General features: G+C 68.7%; 25 protein-coding genes and 1 tRNA gene. 15 read left to right on the forward strand and 11 right to left on the reverse strand.

Features of this window, described 5'->3' with window-relative positions:
- Positions 1–29: 29 nt before the first annotated feature.
- Positions 30–686 carry a phosphoribosyltransferase family protein gene (locus AB0L64_RS03070; RefSeq protein WP_363707133.1) on the forward strand — a complete coding sequence of 219 codons (657 nt, stop codon included), beginning with the start codon at positions 30–32 and terminating at the stop codon, positions 684–686.
- Between the two features lie 108 nt (positions 687–794).
- Here the strand turns inward: AB0L64_RS03070 and AB0L64_RS03075 are convergent, their stop codons facing one another.
- The 4 genes from AB0L64_RS03075 to AB0L64_RS03090 form a co-directional block, all read right to left on the reverse strand.
- Positions 795–2,681 (reverse strand): phosphoenolpyruvate carboxykinase (GTP), encoded by a 1,887-nt coding sequence (locus AB0L64_RS03075; protein WP_363707135.1) that lies wholly within the window; start codon positions 2,679–2,681, stop codon positions 795–797.
- A gap of 324 nt (positions 2,682–3,005) precedes the next feature.
- On the reverse strand, positions 3,006–4,229 hold the full coding sequence (locus AB0L64_RS03080; RefSeq protein ID WP_363707137.1) for a hypothetical protein: 1,224 nt from the start codon (positions 4,227–4,229) through the stop codon (positions 3,006–3,008).
- Positions 4,226–4,816, reverse strand: coding sequence for a hypothetical protein (locus tag AB0L64_RS03085; RefSeq protein WP_363707139.1), 591 nt, complete (start codon positions 4,814–4,816; stop codon positions 4,226–4,228). The genes AB0L64_RS03080 and AB0L64_RS03085 overlap by 4 nt, the downstream gene beginning before the upstream one ends.
- Positions 4,817–4,948: 132 nt before the next feature.
- On the reverse strand, positions 4,949–5,503 hold the full coding sequence (locus tag AB0L64_RS03090) for a hypothetical protein (RefSeq protein WP_363707141.1): 555 nt from the start codon (positions 5,501–5,503) through the stop codon (positions 4,949–4,951).
- Between the two features lie 128 nt (positions 5,504–5,631).
- Between AB0L64_RS03090 and AB0L64_RS03095 the strand changes: the two genes are divergently transcribed.
- Positions 5,632–5,704: transfer RNA gene (locus AB0L64_RS03095), tRNA-Arg, on the forward strand.
- 626 nt (positions 5,705–6,330) lie between these two features.
- Positions 6,331–6,810: a hypothetical protein gene (locus tag AB0L64_RS03100; protein ID WP_363707143.1), complete on the forward strand. Its 480-nt coding sequence runs from the start codon at positions 6,331–6,333 to the stop codon at positions 6,808–6,810.
- Positions 6,811–7,267: 457 nt separating this feature from the next.
- On the opposite strand, the gene AB0L64_RS03105 is transcribed toward AB0L64_RS03100, so the two are convergent.
- Positions 7,268–7,897, reverse strand: a complete 630-nt coding sequence (locus AB0L64_RS03105) for a glyoxalase superfamily protein (protein ID WP_363707145.1) — start codon at positions 7,895–7,897, stop codon at positions 7,268–7,270.
- A 175-nt stretch (positions 7,898–8,072) separates the two neighbouring features.
- Between AB0L64_RS03105 and AB0L64_RS03110 the strand changes: the two genes are divergently transcribed.
- From AB0L64_RS03110 to AB0L64_RS03125, 4 genes are all read left to right on the forward strand, one after another.
- Complete coding sequence (locus AB0L64_RS03110; protein ID WP_363707147.1) at positions 8,073–8,564, forward strand: hypothetical protein; 492 nt, start codon at positions 8,073–8,075, stop codon at positions 8,562–8,564.
- A gap of 95 nt (positions 8,565–8,659) precedes the next feature.
- On the forward strand, positions 8,660–9,451 hold the full coding sequence (locus AB0L64_RS03115; protein ID WP_363707149.1) for a Type 1 glutamine amidotransferase-like domain-containing protein: 792 nt from the start codon (positions 8,660–8,662) through the stop codon (positions 9,449–9,451).
- A gap of 18 nt (positions 9,452–9,469) precedes the next feature.
- Positions 9,470–9,655: a hypothetical protein gene (locus AB0L64_RS03120; protein WP_363707151.1), complete on the forward strand. Its 186-nt coding sequence runs from the start codon at positions 9,470–9,472 to the stop codon at positions 9,653–9,655.
- 78 nt (positions 9,656–9,733) lie between these two features.
- A complete protein-coding gene (locus AB0L64_RS03125) occupies positions 9,734–10,471 on the forward strand; it encodes a VOC family protein (RefSeq protein ID WP_363707153.1) in 738 nt (245 codons plus the stop codon).
- A gap of 15 nt (positions 10,472–10,486) precedes the next feature.
- Here the strand turns inward: AB0L64_RS03125 and smpB are convergent, their stop codons facing one another.
- The 4 genes from smpB to AB0L64_RS03145 all read right to left on the reverse strand — a co-directional run bounded on the left by smpB (position 10,487) and on the right by AB0L64_RS03145 (position 13,962).
- A complete protein-coding gene (gene smpB, locus AB0L64_RS03130) occupies positions 10,487–10,966 on the reverse strand; it encodes an SsrA-binding protein SmpB (RefSeq protein ID WP_363707155.1) in 480 nt (159 codons plus the stop codon).
- The gene (locus AB0L64_RS03135; RefSeq protein WP_363707157.1) at positions 10,947–12,029 is read right to left on the reverse strand and encodes a hypothetical protein; all 1,083 of its coding nucleotides are present in this window, start codon (positions 12,027–12,029) and stop codon (positions 10,947–10,949) included. The genes smpB and AB0L64_RS03135 overlap by 20 nt, the downstream gene beginning before the upstream one ends.
- Complete coding sequence (locus tag AB0L64_RS03140; protein ID WP_363707159.1) at positions 12,030–13,079, reverse strand: class I SAM-dependent methyltransferase; 1,050 nt, start codon at positions 13,077–13,079, stop codon at positions 12,030–12,032.
- 172 nt (positions 13,080–13,251) lie between these two features.
- Positions 13,252–13,962 (reverse strand): hypothetical protein, encoded by a 711-nt coding sequence (locus AB0L64_RS03145; RefSeq protein WP_363707161.1) that lies wholly within the window; start codon positions 13,960–13,962, stop codon positions 13,252–13,254.
- Between the two features lie 32 nt (positions 13,963–13,994).
- Here AB0L64_RS03145 and AB0L64_RS03150 point away from each other — a divergent pair, with 32 nt between their 5' ends.
- From AB0L64_RS03150 to AB0L64_RS03175, 6 genes are all read left to right on the forward strand, one after another.
- Positions 13,995–14,489 carry a hypothetical protein gene (locus AB0L64_RS03150; protein ID WP_363707163.1) on the forward strand — a complete coding sequence of 165 codons (495 nt, stop codon included), beginning with the start codon at positions 13,995–13,997 and terminating at the stop codon, positions 14,487–14,489.
- Positions 14,490–14,494: 5 nt separating this feature from the next.
- Complete coding sequence (locus tag AB0L64_RS03155; RefSeq protein ID WP_363707165.1) at positions 14,495–14,977, forward strand: hypothetical protein; 483 nt, start codon at positions 14,495–14,497, stop codon at positions 14,975–14,977.
- Between the two features lie 24 nt (positions 14,978–15,001).
- Positions 15,002–15,436 (forward strand): VOC family protein, encoded by a 435-nt coding sequence (locus AB0L64_RS03160; protein ID WP_363707167.1) that lies wholly within the window; start codon positions 15,002–15,004, stop codon positions 15,434–15,436.
- Positions 15,437–15,447: 11 nt separating this feature from the next.
- Entirely contained in the window at positions 15,448–16,215 is a 768-nt protein-coding gene (locus AB0L64_RS03165) for a phosphotransferase (protein ID WP_363707169.1), read from the forward strand.
- A 45-nt stretch (positions 16,216–16,260) separates the two neighbouring features.
- A complete protein-coding gene (locus AB0L64_RS03170; RefSeq protein ID WP_363707171.1) occupies positions 16,261–16,425 on the forward strand; it encodes a hypothetical protein in 165 nt (54 codons plus the stop codon).
- Between the two features lie 102 nt (positions 16,426–16,527).
- Positions 16,528–17,379: an alpha/beta hydrolase gene (locus AB0L64_RS03175; RefSeq protein WP_363707172.1), complete on the forward strand. Its 852-nt coding sequence runs from the start codon at positions 16,528–16,530 to the stop codon at positions 17,377–17,379.
- Between the two features lie 4 nt (positions 17,380–17,383).
- Here the strand turns inward: AB0L64_RS03175 and AB0L64_RS03180 are convergent, their stop codons facing one another.
- Positions 17,384–17,722, reverse strand: a complete 339-nt coding sequence (locus tag AB0L64_RS03180; RefSeq protein ID WP_363707174.1) for a ClpX C4-type zinc finger protein — start codon at positions 17,720–17,722, stop codon at positions 17,384–17,386.
- A 98-nt stretch (positions 17,723–17,820) separates the two neighbouring features.
- Between AB0L64_RS03180 and AB0L64_RS03185 the strand changes: the two genes are divergently transcribed.
- Both AB0L64_RS03185 and AB0L64_RS03190 read left to right on the forward strand, forming a co-directional pair.
- On the forward strand, positions 17,821–18,219 hold the full coding sequence (locus AB0L64_RS03185; RefSeq protein ID WP_363707176.1) for a hypothetical protein: 399 nt from the start codon (positions 17,821–17,823) through the stop codon (positions 18,217–18,219).
- 60 nt (positions 18,220–18,279) lie between these two features.
- A complete protein-coding gene (locus tag AB0L64_RS03190; protein WP_363707178.1) occupies positions 18,280–18,654 on the forward strand; it encodes a hypothetical protein in 375 nt (124 codons plus the stop codon).
- 87 nt (positions 18,655–18,741) lie between these two features.
- Here the strand turns inward: AB0L64_RS03190 and AB0L64_RS03195 are convergent, their stop codons facing one another.
- On the reverse strand, positions 18,742–19,686 hold the full coding sequence (locus AB0L64_RS03195; protein ID WP_363707180.1) for a phosphotransferase: 945 nt from the start codon (positions 19,684–19,686) through the stop codon (positions 18,742–18,744).
- Positions 19,687–19,688 lie beyond the last annotated feature (2 nt).

The following is a 19,688-nucleotide window of genomic DNA, read 5'->3' on the forward strand; positions in this document are numbered from 1 at the left end:
GCGGTCAACGTACGTGGATCATGGGCGCTATGAGGAGGCCGTACCCGGATCGGGCGGCCGCGGGCCGCACGCTGGCCGAAGAGCTCGGATCGGTCGGCGGCTCCGTTCTGGTCCTCGGGCTGGCGCGCGGCGGCGTACCCGTCGCGGCCCCGGTCGCGGACGCCCTGGACGCGGAGCTCGACGTCCTGATCGTGCGCAAGCTCGGCCTGCCGGGGCAGCCGGAGCTGGCGATGGGCGCGATCGCCGGCGTCGGCGAGGAGCTGCACGTGGTCCGCAACGATCCGATCGCGGCGGAGGTCGCCCCGGAGACGCTGGAGGCGGTCCGGCAGCAGGAGGTCCTGGAGCTGCGCCGCCGCGAGCACGCCTACCGCGGCGACCGCGCGCCGATCGACGTCCGGGACCGCGTGGTGATCCTGGTCGACGACGGCCTGGCGACCGGCGCGACGATGCGCGCGGCCGTGGAAGCCGTACGCCGCCAGGGTCCGGCGCGGGTGGTTGTCGCCGTACCCGTCGGCGGGATCGACAGCTGCCGGCGGCTGTCCCAGGTCGCGGACCAGGTGGTGTGCGCGTGGATCCCGCAGTACTTCACCGCGGTCGGTCAGGCGTACCGGGACTTCTCGCCGGTCGGCGACGAGGAGGTCCGCCGGGTGCTCGCGGAAAGCACGGCGCGGCGCCCCGGAGGATGATCCGGGGCGCCGCACCGTGTTACGTCCTGTCCGGTAATCCATCGCCGGACAGGACCTGGGCCGGCCGCCGGCTTCCGACTCGGCGGCCGGTGCTCTGGGGCCGCGCTGTCAGCCCAGCCGGGCCTTCAGGTGGTCGAGCTCGACCTTCAGCGACGTCGGCACCGTGTCGCCGAGCTTCGCGAACCACTCCTCGATCAGCGGGAGCTCGGCCTTCCACTCCTCGGCGTCGACGTCCAGCGCGATCTGCAGGTCGTGGTCGGTCAGGTCCAGCCCGCTGACGTCGAGCGCGCCCGGCGCCGGCACCCGGCCGATCGGCGTCTCGACCGCGTCGGCCTGACCCTCGATCCGCTCGATGACCCACTTCAGCACGCGGCTGTTCTCACCGAAGCCCGGCCAGACGAACTTGCCCGCCTCGTCCTTGCGGAACCAGTTCACGTAGAAGATCTTCGGCAGCTGCGCCGCGTCGTGCTGCTTGCCCACGGTCAGCCAGTGGTCGAAGTACTGCCCCGCGTCGTAGCCGAGGAACGGCAGCATCGCCATCGGGTCGCGCCGGACGACGCCGACCTGGCCGACCGCCGCCGCGGTGGTCTCCGACGACAGCGTGGCGCCCATGAAGACACCGTGCGCCCAGTCGCGCGACTCGGTCACCAGCGGCACCGTCGTGGCCCGGCGGCCGCCGAAGATGATCGCGGAGATCGGTACGCCGTTCGGGTCGTCGTACTCGTCGGCGATGATCGGGCACTGCTTGATCGGCGTGCAGAACCGGCTGTTCGGGTGGCTGGACAGCTCGCCCGAGGCCGGCGTCCACTCGCGGCCCTTCCAGTCGGTCAGGTGGTCCGGCGGGGTGGGCGAGTAGCCCTCCCACCAGACGTCGCCGTCGTCGGTGAGCGCGACGTTGGTGAAGACCGAGTTGCCCTTCTCGATGGTGCGCATCGCGTTCGGGTTGGTCTTCCAGCCGGTGCCGGGGGCGACGCCGAACAGGCCGAACTCCGGGTTCACGGCGTACAGCCGGCCGTCCTTGCCGAACCGCATCCAGGCGATGTCGTCGCCGAGCGTCTCGACCTCCCAGCCCTCGAGGGTCGGGTCGAGCATCGCCAGGTTGGTCTTGCCGCAGGCGCTCGGGAACGCGGCCGCGACGTAGTGCACCTTCTTCTCCGGCGAGATCAGCTTCAGGATCAGCATGTGCTCGGCGAGCCAGCCCTCGTCGCGGGCCATCGCCGACGCGATTCGCAGCGAGTAGCACTTCTTGCCGAGCAGCGAGTTGCCGCCGTACCCGGACCCGTACGACCAGATCGCCCGCTCCTCGGGGAACTGGACGATGTACTTCTCGTCGTTGCACGGCCACGGCACGTCGTCCTCGCCGGGCTGCAGCGGGGCGCCGACCGAGTGCAGGCAGGGGACGTACGACGCGTCGGTGCCGAGCTTCGCGAGCACCTCGGCGCCGGTGCGGCACATGATCCGCATCGAGGCGACGACGTACGCCGAGTCGGTGATCTCGACGCCGAACATCGGCTTCTCGGCGGTCAGCGGGCCCATGCAGAACGGGACGACGTACATCGTCCGGCCGCGCATGCTGCCGCGGTACAGCCCGGTCATCAGCGCCTTCATCTGCGCCGGGTCCATCCAGTTGTTGGTCGGACCCGCGTCCTTCTCCTCGACCGAGCAGATGAACGTCCGCTGCTCGACCCGGGCGACGTCCGACGGGTCGGTGCGGACCCAGAACGAGTTCGGCTTCTTCTCGTCGTTCAGCCGGACCATGGTGCCGGCGGCGATCAGTTCGTCGGTGAGCTTCGCGTACTCCGCGTCCGAGCCGTCGACCCAGTGGATGCGGTCCGGCTGGGTGAGCTCGGCGACCTCGGCGACCCAGGCCAGCAGGTCGGCGTGCCGGGTCGGTGCGTCGGTCAGGTCGTACGTCGTGGCTGGTGCGGCCGGGAGGTCCGGTGCGGCTGCTGGGGCGGCGGTCTCGGTATGGGTCGGGCTGGCGGTGGTCGTCATCGGCGGCTCATTCCCTCTCGGCTGTCGGGCCCGGCAAACCGCGCGGCCCCCTCGACGCTGAGGAGGTACGGCTCCGGCCGCCGGGGTCTCCGGCGGTTCGATCCAGCTGGCTGGCGGTGTGATCTCTCGCAGACCAGTGCGTCCAGTGGACGTATACCAGTGCGCAAGTGGTACTACCGTACGGGATCGGCGCAAGTGCTGAGAACCCCTAGAACGTGAACCCGGTCACAAAGTTTTCGCGACAATCGCTTTCCGCTGAACCTTGTGAAAAAGAGAACGGCCCGCGCTGTTTCGCGCGGGCCGTTCAGGAGATTTTGCGGCGGATCAGCTGGTCTGCCGCCAGATGTCGTTGACGACCCTCTGGATGTCCGGCGCCTCGGCGGTCTGGCCGACGACCATCGCGCCGACCAGCCACCACTGCCCGCCGCTCTGGAACGCGCGCGTCATCGTGATCGTGTACGGCGCCTTCGCCGACACCGTCAGCCAGGTCCGTGAGTCCTTCGCGACCGCCGGCGCCGTGGTCTTGTAGATCTTCGTCCACTGCTGGTCGAAGGCCGGCCGGTCCGCCGCGCACCCGGCCAGGCTCGCGCACGGGTGCAGCGCGAACTGCGCCTTCATCGCGTTCTTCAGGCCGCCCGGCTCGTAGTCGTTCTTGGTCACGATCCGCCGCAGGATCAGCTGCGACGACTCGCCCAGGAAGGCCACCTCCGGCGGCCGCGGCCAGCCGAGCGCGAACGGCAGCTCGGCGTTCACGACCACCTGGACGTCGGCGCCGGCCGCGTAGGTCGCGCCGAAGATCCCGGCCGATCCGTCGGGGCGTTTGTACGGCGCGGTCGTGACGCGGTTGATCGGCGGGATCAGGACGGTGGACGGGATCGGCTCCGGGCTGACCGCGGCCGCCGGGGCCGCCTCGCCCGGCTCGTCCTTCACGGCGCCGCCGATCGCGGTGCCGATCGAGTACGCGATGCTGAACACGATCAGCACCGCGACCGCGACGACGGCGTAGATCCAGGCGCCGATCTTGCGCCGGTACTGCCGGGCGATCTCGATCTTCGACTGCGGCTGCTCGCGCTGCTCGTCCTGCGGCGTCGCCTGCTCGGGGCGGTCGACGTACGACGGGATGTCGCCCCGCGGGGAGCTGGTGTCGCCGGGCAGTAGCGTCGGCGGCGTCGCGCCGTACCCGGCGAGCTGGTTGCGGACCGCCTGCAGCGACTCGTCGTCGTTGCCGAGCACCCCGTCGAGCGGGTCGACCAGGCGCTCGGCGCCGGTCTGGCCGTGGACGAGCTGCGTGATCGCGTACGGGCGGCCGGCGCTGAAGTTCGCCGCCCACAGCGGAGTCTCCTGCCGACCGGGCACCAGCGCGGCGTCGCGGCTCGCCCGGGTCAGCCGGTCGACGACCGTCGGGTTCCGGGCGCCTTCGTCGCTGAGGACTAGCGCGACGACGTTCATCCCGGTGAACGTCCGGCCGTGCCACAACTCCGCCAGCGGGTGCAGCAGGATCCGCTGGTCGAACTGATAGCCCGGGATCTCCGGCGCGCTGTTGCTCACTTGCTCTCCCAGATCGCTCGGTCCGCCAGCGCCAGCGCCGCCTTCTGCGCGGGGTCCGCGTCGATCGGGTTGGCTGTGTAGTCCACCAGGACGACGACGTCGGCGCGCTGCACCATCGTGTGTACGGTCCAGGTCTCACCGGCCAGTCCGCTCGCGGTCCGGCTCACCTTCGTCGGGTACGGGCGGTTCTCGTCGTACGCCTTCAGCGGCGACCGGGTGAACGTCCGGCTCGCCACCTGGTCCGGCGTGAACGGCGCGTTCCCCGCGCCGGCGTCCTTCCCGCCGTACGCCGTGATCGTGACCTGCACGCTCGCCGACGTGTACGCCCGGACCTTCGCGCGGGAGCTGCCCGCCGTGCAGGTGACGGTCGTGGTCCCGCCCTGGGTCATCGTCACCGGCCCGTCCGATGCCTTCGGCAACAGGTTCGCCACGTCGCCGATCCGTGCGCACAGATCGGCCGGCAGCACCCGCGCCGGGACGATGTCCTCCGGCGTCACCGGCTCGCCGACCGCGAACCCGACGCCGCCGCCCACCAGCGCGGCCACCCCACACCCGATCGCGGTCCCCCGCACCAGTCGACTACCCATGCCCGCGACCTTAGTCACGCAAAGGTCCTCCGACCTCGGACAAGCCGTGTCGCGGTTCCGTCACGAGACACGCGACGGTGTCTGGGAACAGGCTATTGCTTGTCGTCAGACACCGACGGGTGTTCCCAGACCTCAGGCGAGCAGTGTTTTGACCGACCCGCCGGACTCGGTGAGCTTCGTACCGAGGCCGTTCAGGGCCTCGCCGACCGTCGCGAGGATGCCGGACAGGTCCTGCAGGTTGCCGGCCAGGCTCTCGATCTCGGTCGCGACGCCGCCGATCTGGCCGCTGCCGTCGTTGAGCTTCTTCGCCGCCGCGTCGCCGATCCCGGGGATCTTGTCCAGCTCACCCGCGAGTCCCGCGAGCATCCCGGCCGCGTCATGCAGCCGATCCTTGGCCGCGCTCATCGTGGTCGCACTCCCGCTCAGCGCCTTTCGCGCGCCGCCCTCTCCGTCCTCGCCGACGAGCGCCCCGGCCGCCTTCGCCGCCTGCTCCCCGGCCTCCGCCAGCCCCGCCCCGATCGTCTTCAGCAGCTCCGGCAGCTTCCCGAGAAACCCGACCGCGTCGTCCGGTAGCCCGCGCACCAGATCAAGCACCTTCTGGAAGTCGTCCGAGTTCTCCATCACGAACCCGACGGCCTTCTTCACGTCCCCCAGATCCCGCCCACCGAGCAAGTCCTCAATACCCATCCGCGGATCGTAGAGCCGCCACCTCCCCACCCCCCGCCACGCCGCACCCCACCACCGTCACGACCTCGTTGCGAGAGCCGATTGGCATCCACCCGCCCCCGCCATGTATCGTTACTCGACGTTGTCCAGCGCTCGTAGCTCAACGGATAGAGCATCTGACTACGGATCAGAAGGTTGGGGGTTCGAATCCCTCCGAGCGCGCAAACCGAAGGCCCAGGCAGACACTCCCTGACCTGGGCTTTTGTGTGTTCGGAGGTGATGGCGAAGAGGGCGGCAGTTAACCCCCACGTCACTCTCTGCGCTCCGCGAACAGGACCTCGAGCTTGTCGACGTCCTCAAGTTCCAGCTCCTCAGCCACGTCGACGTAGATGATCTTGGTACGGGGTCAGCGTGCCCGAGAATGTGACTGAGCGGGACGGCTGACTCCACAGCGCTGACGCACACGAGTGCCGCGCGGCTCGATCGGCGTACCGAGCATGGTTGTCAGGGCGTAGCCGTTGTCCCACGCCTCGACGGCTGTGGCGCTTGACCAGCCCGAGCTGTAGCTGGCCGTCGACACGGCGCAACCCGACCCTGGGTACGCCCGTGCCCCGCACTTCTACGAGATGCGTGGGTTGCTTCCGTTGGAGCTTGACCGACCTCTGGGGTCCGGACGAGCCCTGTCTGATCATGGTCAAGCCTCTTGGCTAGCCGATGCATGGCCACCGCGATCCGTGCATCACCAGCGCTCGAAAGACACCGACCAGGTGCAACAGGTCGTGCGAAGCACGCGCAGAATGAGATACGTGGGCTGCCCGCGAACCTGACTCCGGGAGGTGGGGCGAACCATGCTGAAGCGCGAGATCCCCGACGCCACGGAAGGTGGCTTCCTGGGCGCGGAGTTGCCGCCGCACGAGGTGGCGGCGCAGAAGGTCGGCCGTGCGTTGGCCGGCTGGATCCATGAGCATCACGCCAGGTCTTCCGGCGGCGTGCGGGTTCTCAGGGACCGCACGACGGTCGTGGTCTACTGGAAGGGCACCATCCCCGCCGGGCTACGGAGCCTGGCGGCGCTCCAGCCAGTTCCCGTGACCTTCACGCCGGCGCCGTATTCGCTCGACGAGTTGAGCACTGCGATCGATGCCGTGATCGCCAACAACCCAGGCATCGTGTCCGCGATCGGCAGCGAACCCGACCGTTCAGCCGTCAGTGTCGCGCTCTTCTCCACCGCGCCACCGGACGCATTTGCCCAACTCAAGGCCCGAGCAGGCACCAACGTACCCATCGTGTTCCGCGGCATCATCGACCCAATACCCCTCGGCGGGGATTGACGCGTTCGACGCCAGAGCCAACGCTCGACCCCCTCAAGCTGTCGCAGACCACCTGGTGGGCGGGTGTCGCGCATCCATCGACGGAGGACAGCCGCCTCCCTCGTTTGCTGCCGCCGGATCTCGCCTGCCCCTCGCGGAGACGACCGAGGATCGCCCGCTTCAAGAGCATCGGCATCGTCCGAGGTCTGGCGTCGAGTCGCGATGGCTCCGTCCCCTCGCCGCCCGATCGTACGGCCAGCACGGCACGCGTCAAGAGCGTGTACGGCGTCGCTTCGGGATCGGCGGGCCGGCTCTTGACCCGCGCCGCGCTGACCTTCGTTGGCAGCTGTCAGGGGGACGGGGCAACTATCGGGGTCGAACTGTCAGGGGTGTGACAGAGCTGGTGTCGCCTGTCGGTAGTTCCTGAATGGATGGGGTTCTTGAGGCTGTGGTGATCATGCTCCCGCCGTGTCGGGCCTCAGCCGACGAATGCGATCGCGTTGCCGTGTGGGTCGCGCACGATGAAGTCGGTGCCGCCCCAGGCTTGTTTGGTCAGCTTCTGCACGATTTCGGTGTCGGCGGCCAGATATTCCGTGTAAAGCTCGCGTACGTTCGGCGTATCGACGAACGCCATGATGAGCCCTTCTCGTTCCGCGGCGCCGGGCGCGAACACCGGCTCGTGTACGAGCTTCAGGTGCAAGGTCGCGCCGTCGCGCGACACCGATCCGTAGAACGGCGGGTTGCCGTGCAAGAAGTCGATCCGGAAGCCCAGCTGGTCCCGATAGAACGTGGCCGAGACATCGACGTCGGCGACGAACAGCACCGGTTTGGCGCTCGCGACTGGCGTGTCCTGAGTCTCCGGCTGCTCGCTGGTGGGCGGGGCCGCTTCCGTGTTCGCCTTGAGTTCGGCCCAGTTGGCGCAGCCCGCTTCGAGGGCGATGATCTCCTGGGCCTCGGTCAGGGGAAACTTCAGCGCAAGTGCTTCGTGGTCGGACAACGTGCGATAGCGCTCGAGCTGTCGGATGCGACCGCCAATCGAGAAGTTGCCTTCGCGGTGCCAGCGAACGAGCAGTTTCGCCTGTTTCTTGTACGTTTCGAGCTTGGGCATGGCGCTCCCTCTTCGGTCTTGAAGTAGGTGGGCCTTGCCCTTTCGGCTTGCGTGCCGCTGCGCCCTACGACCGGGGTTGAACCCGCGCCTGCGAGGTCGAGATTACCACAGCGCATTGGGCACTCGGCGGCGAAACTGCCATGACGGTGGCACGCGAGCCGAGCACAATGGCGCCATGTTGCAGAAGTTTGTTCCGGATGGGGAGACGCCGACACCCGGCCTGGTGGGTGCGTGGCTGGCCCTGGACACCCTGCATGCAGAGTCAGTGCCGATGTGGGCGGCCAGCTGGCTCGTTCAGGGGTATGACGGCGCGTCGCTGGCGGAACTGGCCGGCCTGAGTGGACGGGACACCCGTGAGGTTCGCGATCTCCTCCCGGCAGCTCTCGCAGACGTGGGCGTTGACCCTTTGTCCTCAAGGCATGCGGCCCTCAAGGTGGCATACGACCACATCGCGAACCTGCATCTCACTGGCATGGCCCGCTGGGCCTGGGTCGTTAATCAAGTCGCCGAACTTGTGATTGGCATCGGGTATTCCTCCGAGGCCTTCGAGCAGCCCCTCGGCGAGTTGTGGGGAATTGACGATGATCTGCGGTCTCCATGGAGCCGGACGGAGGATGAGCTAGCCGGAATCGTGCGCCAGGCGTGCATCGAACAGGTGCGGCAATGACCGCCGTGTGCCCGCCTCTTGGTTCGGGATTGCAGGCGTACGTTGAGTGCGCCGACAAACCCATATCGAGCGCGTAGCTGACCTGGCGTCTTCGCATGTCCGGGATCGATGCCCACCGAATCTTTTGGCAAGAATGTCGGATCCGGAACGTAGCGTGCGTTGAACAGGTGAATGGCGGTTGTTCACGCGGATCCGTCGTACTCGGCTTGGGAGGTGTTGTGAAGCTGCTGCTCACATCCGGTGGTGTGACGAACGACAGCATCCGTGATGCGTTGGTCGAGCTGCTGGGGAAGCCGATCTCCGAGGCTCGTGCGCTCTGCATCCCGACTGCGCAGTGGGGGCATCCGATGCTCGGGCCTGTCTCGGTGCGAAGGTCCGTCGTCGGTGAGCCTCCGTTTGACAGGCTGACCAGCTTGGGGTGGGCGTCCTTGGGCGTTCTGGAGCTCACGGCGTTGCCCAGCATTGGCGAGGAGCGGTGGGTGCCGTGGGTTCGGGAGGCTGATGTGCTGCTGGTGGACGGTGGCGACGCGACGTACCTGTGTCACTGGATGCGGGAGTCGGGGCTGGCGGGCGTCGTCTCGTCGCTGCCGGAGACGGTCTGGGTAGGGCTCAGTGCCGGCAGCATGGTGATGACCCCGCGGATCGGCGACGACTTTGTCAGCTGGCCGTCCGCGCCCGACGACCGCACGCTCGGGGTCGTCGACTTCTCGATCTACCCGCACCTGGACCACGAGCAGATGCCGGGCAACACCATGGCCGATGCGGAGAGATGGGCCGCGGCCATCGCAGGGCCGGCGTACGCGATCGACGACGAGACCGCTATCAAGGTGACGGACGGCACCGTCGAGGTCGTCTCCGAAGGACACTGGAAGGCCTTTCCCGCCTAGCGAAGGAGTCGACCGACGATGCCAGGGTTCGCGTGGAACGCGGTGTGCGTCGACTGCGCGCCGGACGAGTACGACGCCGAGGTTGCCTTCTACCGCGACCTGCTCGGGGCGGAGGTGCCTGAGCGCGAGCCGCGTTGGGCTGCCTTGCAGGACCCCAGGAGCGGAATGTGGCTCAACATCCAGGCCAACGACTGCGCAGGTTAAGGGTGATGCTGGATCCCGCGGGGCCTCTGGAGCTGACCCAGGCGAGTGGCAGACGGGACTGTCGCTAGCATCGGCGGCATGGCGACGCGGCTTGTGCAGATCAACATGAAGGCTCGGGACGACTCGGCGCTCGGCGGTTTCTGGGCGGAGGTGCTCGGCTGGGAACTCTCGAGCGAGGGACCCGGCGTGACCAATCTCGAGCCCAAGGGCTTCGTCTACCCCGACCCCGTCGCCGTCTGTATCGATCTGGTCGCCTCCGCGGAACCCAAGACGGTGAAGAACCGCGTGCACGTCGACCTCGCCACCACCTCGGCCGCCCATCAGGCGGAGCTGGTGGCGCGCCTGAAGGCTCTCGGCGCGACACTCGCCGACGTGGGCCAGGGCGACGTCTCTTGGACGGTGATGGCCGACCCGGAGGGCAACGAGTTCTGCGTGCTGGACTGGCACGACCCGGTCCAGGACACCGGACCGATCGCCACGGTCGTGGTCGACTGCGCGGATCCGCGCGCCATGGCCGACTTCTGGGGCGAGGCCATGGACTGGACCGTGCACAAGGTGACCGACCACAACGCAGTACTGCGTTCGGCCAAGGGTGTCGGGCCCTACCTGCAGTTCCTACGCACGCCTGACGAGAAGACCGTCTGGAACAGGGTTCATCTCGACATCCGCCCGTATCCAGGCGACGACCTGGAGGCAGAGGCCGCCAGACTGCAGTCTCTCGGGGCGACACCCATCGACCTGAGCGGCACCAATGTCACGTGGACGGTCATGGCCGACCCGGAAGGCAACGAGTTCTGCCTCCTCGCTCCTCGCTGACTGCAACCTGGCGGGTCAGTCCCGGCGGCCTTTCAGGCGGCGGTTGACGGCGCGTTCGACTTCGCGGGTCGCCTCGCGTTCGGCGAGGGTCTGGCGTTTGTCCCAGGTCTTCTTGCCGCGGGCGAGGGCGATCTCGACCTTCGCGCGGCCGTCCTTGAAGTACAGGGTCACCGGGACGATCGTCAGCCCGCTCTCGTTGACCTTGCGCTCGATCTTGTCGATCTGCGCCCGGTGCAGCAGCAGCTTCCGCTTGCGCCGCGAGCCTTCGTTGAACCAGCGGGCCTGCGAGTACTGCGGGATGTGCACGCCGTACAGCCAGATCTCCCGGTCCTCGACGGCCGCGAACCCGCCGACCAGCGACGCCCGCCCGGCGCGGAGCGCCTTCACCTCGAGGCCCTGCAACACGATCCCCGCCTCCCAGGACTCGCCCAGCTGGTAGTCGTGGGCAGCCTTGCGGTTGCGCGCGACGACGGGCTCAGCCTCTGGCTTCTTCACACTCCGATTCTGCCTGGCGGCCGGCCAGCGCCGCGATCCCGGCCAGGTACTTCCGTGGGATCTCGGCGCGGGTGCGGAGCTCGATCGGGTCGGCGTACGGGATCAGGCGCAGCCAGGAGACGAGGCGGTGCACACGGACCAGCGCCTCGGTGGCGTCGAGGTCGCGGCGCAGTACCCGCGGATCCGCATCGAGACGGTCGCACCAGACGTCGAGGTACGCGTTGAGGAGGGCGTCCCGGTGCCCGCGGGACAACGGCGCCCGCGTCCAGTCGGCCACCGCGTCGAGGAAGCCGTGCAGGGTGACGAACGGATGCGCCCAGATCGTGTTGCCGAAGTCGAAGAACCGCGGCCGGAGTACGCCGGTGGACCGGTCGGCGAAGATGTTCGCCGGGTAGACGTCGTTGAACTCCAGATCGAGCGGAACAGTGTCGCTGAGCGACGCGGTCCGCCGATCCAGTACGTCGGCGGCTCGGTCGACGCGGGTCACCATGGCCGGATCGGCGTGCAGCGGATGCTCGGGCGGCAGGTCCGCCCACTCCCGGGCGACCGCGCGGACCCGATCGCCGGCCGCGGCCGGGGCGAGCTCGATCATGCCGGGGTACTCGGCCGGATCGAGGCGGCCGAGCAGGGAGCACTGCAGGCGGGCCAGTGCGCGTACGACGGTGCAGCGCGTCGGCTGATCCGCGACGTCCGGGTGCCAGAGCGTCGTACCGTGATGCTCGGTGAGGAGCCGGCCGCGTTCGCGGTCCAGCGCGATCGGCAGGATCACGTCGTACGGCGCGAACTGTGCCAGCGTCGCGACCAGGCCTGGCTCGAATCGGTGGCCCGGGTTGTTCTCCTTGAACCACACCAGGCCCTCGACGGTCGTGTAGCAGCGGACCACCGACCAGAAGCGGGCCCGGTAGGTGACGGGCTCGCCGCTGATCCGGCGGCCATGCTCGGCGAGGCGGTCGCCGACCCATGCGTCTGCGGTCTGCGTCCACTCCGGTGACGTCCAGCGAGTGACCCACTGACCCTCGGCATCCGGGCCGAGTGGTCTTGCGGGCGGCGGGTAGTGGGGCATTCAGCGGGTGGCGGTCAGCAGGTAGGTGGCCGGGATGCGGTCCGCGGTGTCGCCGAGGGCCGGGTACATGTCGCCCTCGGAGAACTCCTGGAACGAGCGGAGCGTCAGCCCGGCGGTCAGGACGGCGCCGATGACGTTGCCGATGCTCCAGACGAAACTCTTGTGGGGGAGATCCGGGACTCCCAGCGTCCGGGTGATCTCGGGTGCCTTGAGCGGATCGGCGTAGCCGACGCGATCCGGGACGAAGTAGTCGCCGGAAACGCTCAGACGGTCCTCGTCGGCGACCGTCAGCACCTCCCACAACGGATGGTGCTCACTGATGACCAGCGAACCGCCGGGGTTGAGTCGTTGCGCAACCAGGTGGGCCCAGGCGTTGATGTCCGGTGCCCAGCAGAGACCGCCCCAGGAGATGAAGATCAGGTCGAACCCGTTGAGGTCTTCGGACAGAGCCATCATGTCTTGCTCTCGGAAGTCCACGGCCAAGCCCAGGGTGTCGGCCTTCGCCCTGCCCGTGGCCAAGTGGCTCGGCGCGAGGTCGACGGCGGTCACCTCGGCTCCGAGCTGGGCGAACGTCAGTGCCTCGTCGCCCACCGAACAGGCCAGCTGCAGCACCCGTCGTCCGTTGACGTCACCGATTGCCGCGCGCTCGTGCTCGTTGAACACGCCGGCCCCGGAGCGAAGCGACTCCACCGGCGCACCCTTGCGCGCCGGCGCCAACGCTTCCCAGTACCGCTGGTTGTCGCGTACGACGTTTGCCGCGGACTCGTCCGGCGTGACTTTCGGATCGGTGTGCCACTCGACGTAGTCCGGCTCCGGATCGACCGGGAACCGTACGGCGTCGATCGTCGTACGGCCGCTGATCCAGGCCTTGGAGACCCGGTGCCCGCCGTCCATCAACCGCCCGTCCGCCGACAGGATCACCGGATAACTGAGATCGGCCTTCTGAATCAGATCGGCATGCCGAGCAACCATCCGGCAGGTGACCGCCCGGCCTCCGAACCAGCAATCCTCGTCGAACGCCTTGATCGCCTCGATCGGCACAGGCTGCACCGGAAGCCCCTCCGCCAACTCCCACAACCGCTCAGTGAAGTAAAACGCCCGCCCACCAGCCACAGCCCGCGAATGCCGCTCAACCATCCCGCCATCATCCCCCGCCACCCCTCGACCCGCCCGCCGTTTCCTGGGTGCAGCCTCGGTCAGCTGGACTCGTTGTGGGTGTTGCTCAGGCGGTCACCAGGTCGCGTGCGGGGACGAATATGTTGACCTGGGCCAGGTAGTCCGGGGTTTGTTCGATGATCTCGTCGCGCTCGAGGAAGGGATGCTCGGGGATCCACGGATCCGGGAGGGCTTCGACCTCGGTCCAGGCGGGTGGATCTTCGCCTGCCGCCTTGAACTCTTGGGCGGTCAGTACGGCGAGCAACGTGTCGAAACCCGCATGACCGGTCGTGTCCGGCGCGGCCTCCCAGGCGGCTTCGGAACCGTCGTGGCGGTCGAGCAGCAAACGCAGATGGTCGCGGCCCTGCAGCAACATCCGCCACGCCCAATCAATATCGCTCGCCTCGCGAATCGCGGTTGCCGTGGCAGGGGCCGTCATGATCCGGTGATCCCGCGCCCCGTCAAGCGCGGTCAGTTCGGTTTCCAGGGTGTTGGTCATTTGGGTGAATTCGGTGGGTAGGTCGATGTTGTAGCGGTCGGCGAGGACGAGTACTGACCAGAGGCAGTCGGCGAGTTCGTGGCCGAGGCGGGCTTCGGCGTCGTCGATGTGGCGGCGGCCTTCGGTGGCCATGACGAGTTTGGCGAGGTCGCCTACGTCGCCGACGAAGCCGAGGGCGAGGTCGGTGGTGGTCCAGGGGGTGCGGCCTGCGGCCTCGTTGTGGCGGTCGTAGAGCTGGTTGATGGCGACGGCGCGGGCCTGTAGGGCTGCGAGATCCATGCGCGTAGACCCTAGCCTTGTACGGTGGCGGCGTGCGCGGACGACGTACGGCGGGGCTTGTGGCGGCTCTTGCCGTGGTCGGCTGCTCGGTTCAGCCGCATGTGGAGATCTCGAGCGGGACTGGTGAGAGCGCGGAATTCGCGAAGCATGTGAAGTACTACGACATTCACCTGCCGGCGGGCGCTACCGGGCTTGAATGGGTGGAGCTTCGCGACTGGGACGTGAACGAGATCTATCTGCGCTTCGCCACCGACCGGGTCGGACTGGCCGGCTTCCTCGGCGCCTACCGGCTCACGCCGGGCGCGCTGACGGACACGACCCGGTCGGAGGCCCTGCCGAAGGAATCCGGCTGGGACGACGAGTTGCCCGCGCGGTTCGCCGAGTGGCGGCCGAGCAGCTGGCCGGCGCGAGCGAGTGACCAGGTCGACGACACCGACTCCAACGGCCTGCCCTTGTACGTCGACCTCCTGGTCGACAACCCCACTGCCGCCCGCCCCACCGTCTTCGTCCGCATCATGCAAACCTGAGCGGCATGGCCCGAACCAATGATCTTGCCTTCGTGCGGGATGCCGTCGGGCGGTTGGAGGGCGCCGGCGTCAGGACCTGGTTGTTCGGGGGCTGGGCGTCGGAGCTGCTCGGGCTGAGTCTGCCGCGCGCGCACCAGGACCTCGACCTGCTGTATCCGGCTGACAACTTCGAGGCTGTGGACGGATACCTGGAGAGCGGTGACGTGCGCGAGATCGTGGCCAAGCGGCTCCCGCACAAGCGAGCCTTCGAGGTCGATGGGATCAGAGTCGAGCTGTTCCTGGTGCAGCCGGGCCCGTATACCGACTTCTGGGGTGCTACGCGCCACACGTGGCCGGCCAACGTGTTCGACGTCGAGGCCGGTGGGTTCCGGGTCGCGAGTGCGATGGCGTTGCTCGAGTTCCGCGACGCCTGGGAGAAGCTACGGCCGGTGGTGGGCGGACGGACGGTAACTGCTGAGGAGTGGTTGGCAAACCAGGTGACCCGTTGAAGCCGGCCCGATTAGGGTGGGCGTATGGCGTCGGTGAAGAAGTTTCAGGTCACCTTTGACTGTGCGGAGCCTGAGCGGGTTGCTCGGTTCTGGTGTGAGGTGTTGGGGTACGTCGTGCCGCCGGCGCCGAAGGGGTTCGCGTCCTGGGAGGAGTTCGACCAGTCGCTGCCCGCCGAGCGACAGGGGTCGGCGTACGCGTGTGTCGACCCGACCGGGGAAGGGCCGCGGTTGTTCTTCCAGCGGGTTCCTGAGGGCAAGGTCGTGAAGAACCGCGTGCACCTCGACGTCCGCGTCGGCACCGGTCTCGTCGGTGCGGAGCGCCTCGCCGTGCTCGAGGCCGAGTGTCAGCGGCTCGAGGCGTTGGGGGCCGTCCGCGGGCAGCTGCTGCTGGCCGACGAGGAGAACGAGTCCTGCCAGAACATGCAAGATGTCGAAGGCAACGAGTTCTGCCTCGACTGATCCCTGCAAGCGTGGAAGCTGAAGAGGTCCTGACCGGCGGGAACGTCGCCGATCGGGTCGTGAAGATCGGCGCGACGGTGCGGAAGCCGGCGCTCGACCACACGGCTGGGGTCGAGGCTGTGCTCGACCATCTGGCGGCGAAGCGCTTCGAGGGCGCGCCGCGGACGTTCGGGCGCGACGTGCAAGAGCGCCACGTCCTCGAGTACATCCCAGGGGCGCTCGCGGACACGCTGCCGCCGTTCACGCTGGACGAGCTGCGTCGCGCCGGACGGCTGATCCGTGAGCTGCACGACGCGATGGACGACTTCGAGCCGCCGCCGGACGCCGCCTGGCACCCGGCGGTACCGGACCCGGCCGGCGGCGAGCTGATCTGCCACGGCGACCTCGCCCCGTGGAACCTGGTCCGCAACGACGACCGCTGGGTCTTCATCGACTGGGACAACGCCGGGCCGTCGACCCGGTTGTGGGACCTCGGGTACGCCGCGCAGTCGCTCGTACCGCTGCTGCCGGGAGGCGACGTGACGGCGGACGCCCCGCGATTGCGGGCGTTCGTGGACGCGTACGGGCTCGACCAAGAGCAGCGCCGGGCGTTCCCCGCGCAGATCGCGGCCCGTACGCGCGGATCGTACGAACTGCTGGTCCGCGGCCACGAGACCGGTGAACAACCGTGGGCCCAGCTTTACGCAGACGGCCACGCCGACTTCTGGGGCCCGGCCGCCGATTACGTCGCGAGGCATCACGACGCCTGGGTCGACGCGCTGCTCTCCGGCCCCGCGTAACACTCCCCGGGCGGCACCCGATCTAGCGGGTAGGGGGTGGGGGGAATGACAGTGCTGCGGACGTTGCTGGCTGTGTGCTTCGTTCTCGCCGGGCTCGGAGGCATCGTCTCCGCGGTCCGCCAGGGCGAACTGTTCGACCTCGTCGTAGCGGTGGCCCTGTTCGCGACCGCGATCGCGCTGTGGCCGCGTAAGCATCACAGCCAGGTCTAGCTTGCCGAGGGCAACAGGTCAGCTGAGAGGTGACGGCCAGTCGGTCTCGGGCAGAAGAGCGCGGAGCGACGTCGTACGCCGGCGCCGTGTGAGACTGCGGTGGTGGGTGAGTCGTACGTCGAGCTCAACGGGGTCCGGCAGTGGGTGCGGGTGGTGGGCGACCTGCGTGGGCGCACGCCGGTCGTCGTGGTACACGGTGGGCCCGGCGGATTCGTCTACGACTTCGAGCGGCTGACGGGGCCTGGGCTCGAGCAGCTCGGGCCGGTTGTGTACTACGAGCAGCGCGGCTCCGGGCGCAGCGACGGCGACGGGCGGTACGCCGTACCGCTGCTCGTCGACGACCTGGAACAGTTGCGGCGGCATCTCGGCCTGCCGCGGATCGTGCTGCTCGGCATCTCGTTCGGCGGGGATCTCGCGGCCGAGTACACCGTCGCCTATCCGGATCGCGTCGCCGGCCTGATTCTTCAAGGCACCGCGCTGGCTGGTCCGCTCACGCCGTCGACGTGGGGATCCGGCTTCGAAGCCGTTGCCGCCGACGACGGGATGCGGGCCGCGATCCGCGCCGCGGTTGCTGAGTCGGGGCCAGCCGCGGTCTGGGATGTCGTCGACCGGGAGACCGTCGACCGCTTCCTGTTCCGTCGGCCCGCGGCGGCGCGGCGGGTCCGTGAGCTGTGGGAGGAAAGCGGGCTGGTCAACACCGGCGAGATGGCGGCCGCGCTCGCCGCTGAGCCGCCGCGGCGCGTGCCGCTCGTCGACGAGCTCGCCGCGCTGGAAGTCAGAGTGCTGGTGCTCGTCGGCTTCTGGGATCGCAACGCAGGCGTGGATGCGTGCCGTGACCTGGCCACCCGGCTACCGCAGGCTCAGCTCCGCGTCTTCGGCGAGAGCGCCCATTTCCCGAACGTCGAGGAGCCTGATCGCTACCTGGCCGAGATCGCGGCGTTCACGGCAGGCTGACGGCCTATTCCTCGCCGGAGAAGCGTTCCCAGGCTGACTGGCGGCTGATGCCGAGGGCTTCGCCGATGCGTGCCCAGGTGACGGATCGGGAGCGCAGGGTCTGCACGCGTTCCTGTACGGCGGCCTCGACCTGGCCGCGGGACTTGTCGAGCCGCGCGATGTCCGCAAGCAACTCTTCGTCGCTCTTGCCGTCCGGCGATGGGAGCGACGATTGCTCGTCGATCACCTGCACGCAGAGGTCGACGCACTCGTTGCAGATGAACACGCCGGGCCCGGCGATCAGCCGCTGCACCTCGTCGGCGACCTTCCCGCAGAACGAGCATCGCAGCACGTTGTCCGGCATACCGCGTCCTCCAGTCTGTCAGGGTTGCCCTGACAGACTGCTACGGTCAACCCGGGTCGGAGGAAGGGGCGGATGTGTTCGTCAGGTATCAGAGTCCGGTGCCGGATCGGCGCGGGCGGCGGATCGGCGTCTTCGGGCTGGTGAACATGCTCGGTCAGCGCGGATATCTGAGCGCCGAGGAGGAAGCGTTCCGCCGGACGACGAACGCCTGGTACGACGCCACGTACACGAACCCGTCGACCGTCGACCCCACCGTGTACGAGGCCAACCTGCGGGCGGCGGCGTGGTTCCGGTCGTCGGCCGCGCACCTGATGGAGCCGCTCCCGGGCTACCTGGCGATCCTCGCGGCCCACAACGTCCCGTGCGAACGCTACGAGTCACCCGCGCCAGGCCGGGTGCTCTACGAGGACGAACACCAGGTCGTCGTCGTCCCGCACGAACCCGAAGACCTCACCCACCTCACCACCATGCTCTGGCTCCGCCCGAAGCCCGATTGAGTCTGGTGTACCCGCCGGGGTGAGGTGAAGTGGGGCGGTGGATCACTTACCGTGATCCTCATGGCGTTTGCGGCGAAGGGGAGCAAGGGGGAGTCGTTCCTTGCGGTGGTGGTCGGTGGTGGGACGGCGTTCGGGTTGGTGGTGGTGACGTCGCGGGCGTGGAAGGCGTGTCAGGTGGACGTCGCCGGGAGCGTGCCGAACGGGCTGACGCTGCTCTTCCTCGGTGTGCCGATCGCGTTGATCGTCAATCTGGTGCTGTTCACCGTCGTCTTCAGGTACGCCGGGAAGGCGTTCCTGTTCTCGCTGATCGCCGCGGCCATCGCGATCGCGATCGCCGACCTCGCCCTGTTCTCGTGGCAAGGCACCCCGGCCGCCTCACCCGGCACCTGCCCGGGCAACGTCCCGCCCTGGTGGCCGGAGTGGATCCCCACCTGACGGATCCCCACGCCCTCACAATCGCGCCGTCGCCGGCGGGCTCAGGCGTGCGGGCGCGCAACGGGCCGAATTGTGAGGGCCTGGAGATCAACCGGCCAACCGCGACAGTGCGGCCGCGCGTTCGGGATCGCCGATGTGGGCGGCCGTCGGGAACAGCCGGGCCCAGGAACCGGCGCGGGTCAGCTGGCTGAGCCGGCGGGCGAGCTCGGCGGCGCGGCGCAGGTCGGCCAGCGAGTGACCGTCCGTCCACCGCTCGAGATATGCGTCCTCCAACCGAGCCACCACCTCCGAGCCGTGGTCGTCGGCCGCACGATCGAGCGCGACCAGCAGACTGCAGAACGGGTGCCCCACATTCGCGTCACCCCAGTCGAAGAACGTGTACCGCCCGGCCGCGGCAACCAGAATCTGACCGTCATGCAGATCCGCATGATCCAGCGAATCCGGTACGCCGAGACCCGCAAGCTCCTCGCACCACCCGACCAGCCGCGGCCGGAACCGCCGCAACCGTTCCCGCTCCACCGCATCCAGCACCCCGTTCCCGGCGACGGCCTCGTCGAAGATCGACGGCAGCAGCGATACCCGAGCATCAGGTACGCCGAGACCCAGCAACGCCTCCACCCGCGGCACGAGGGCCCGCTGCAACTCGGCGTACTGCGTCAACGCCTCCTCCCACTCGCGCGGCCCGATCTCCAGGCTGCGGAGCAGTGGCCCGCCGGACGGCAGCAGCGACCAACCGCGGGCGGCGTCGACCGCGTACGGCGTGAGCACGTGGGACGGCACCCACCGGGACAGCGCCTCGCCGAGCCCGGCCTCGAACGCGCTCCCGGGCGACGCGGCCTTGAACCAGAGCGGCTCCTCCGCCTCGACCCGGACGAGCACCGACCACGGCCGGACCCGGACCCGCCGCGGACCGGTCTCGTGAACGCCGGCCTCGTCGAGTCGCGCGTCCAGCCAGCCAAGCGCGGCTGCCCGCCACGCCGGGTCCTCCCAGGGGGTCACTGCGTCCGGATACGCACCGCGGTCGATCTGCATGC

It is taken from the genome of Kribbella sp. NPDC051936 (assembly GCF_040680955.1).
GTDB lineage: Bacteria > Actinomycetota > Actinomycetes > Propionibacteriales > Kribbellaceae > Kribbella.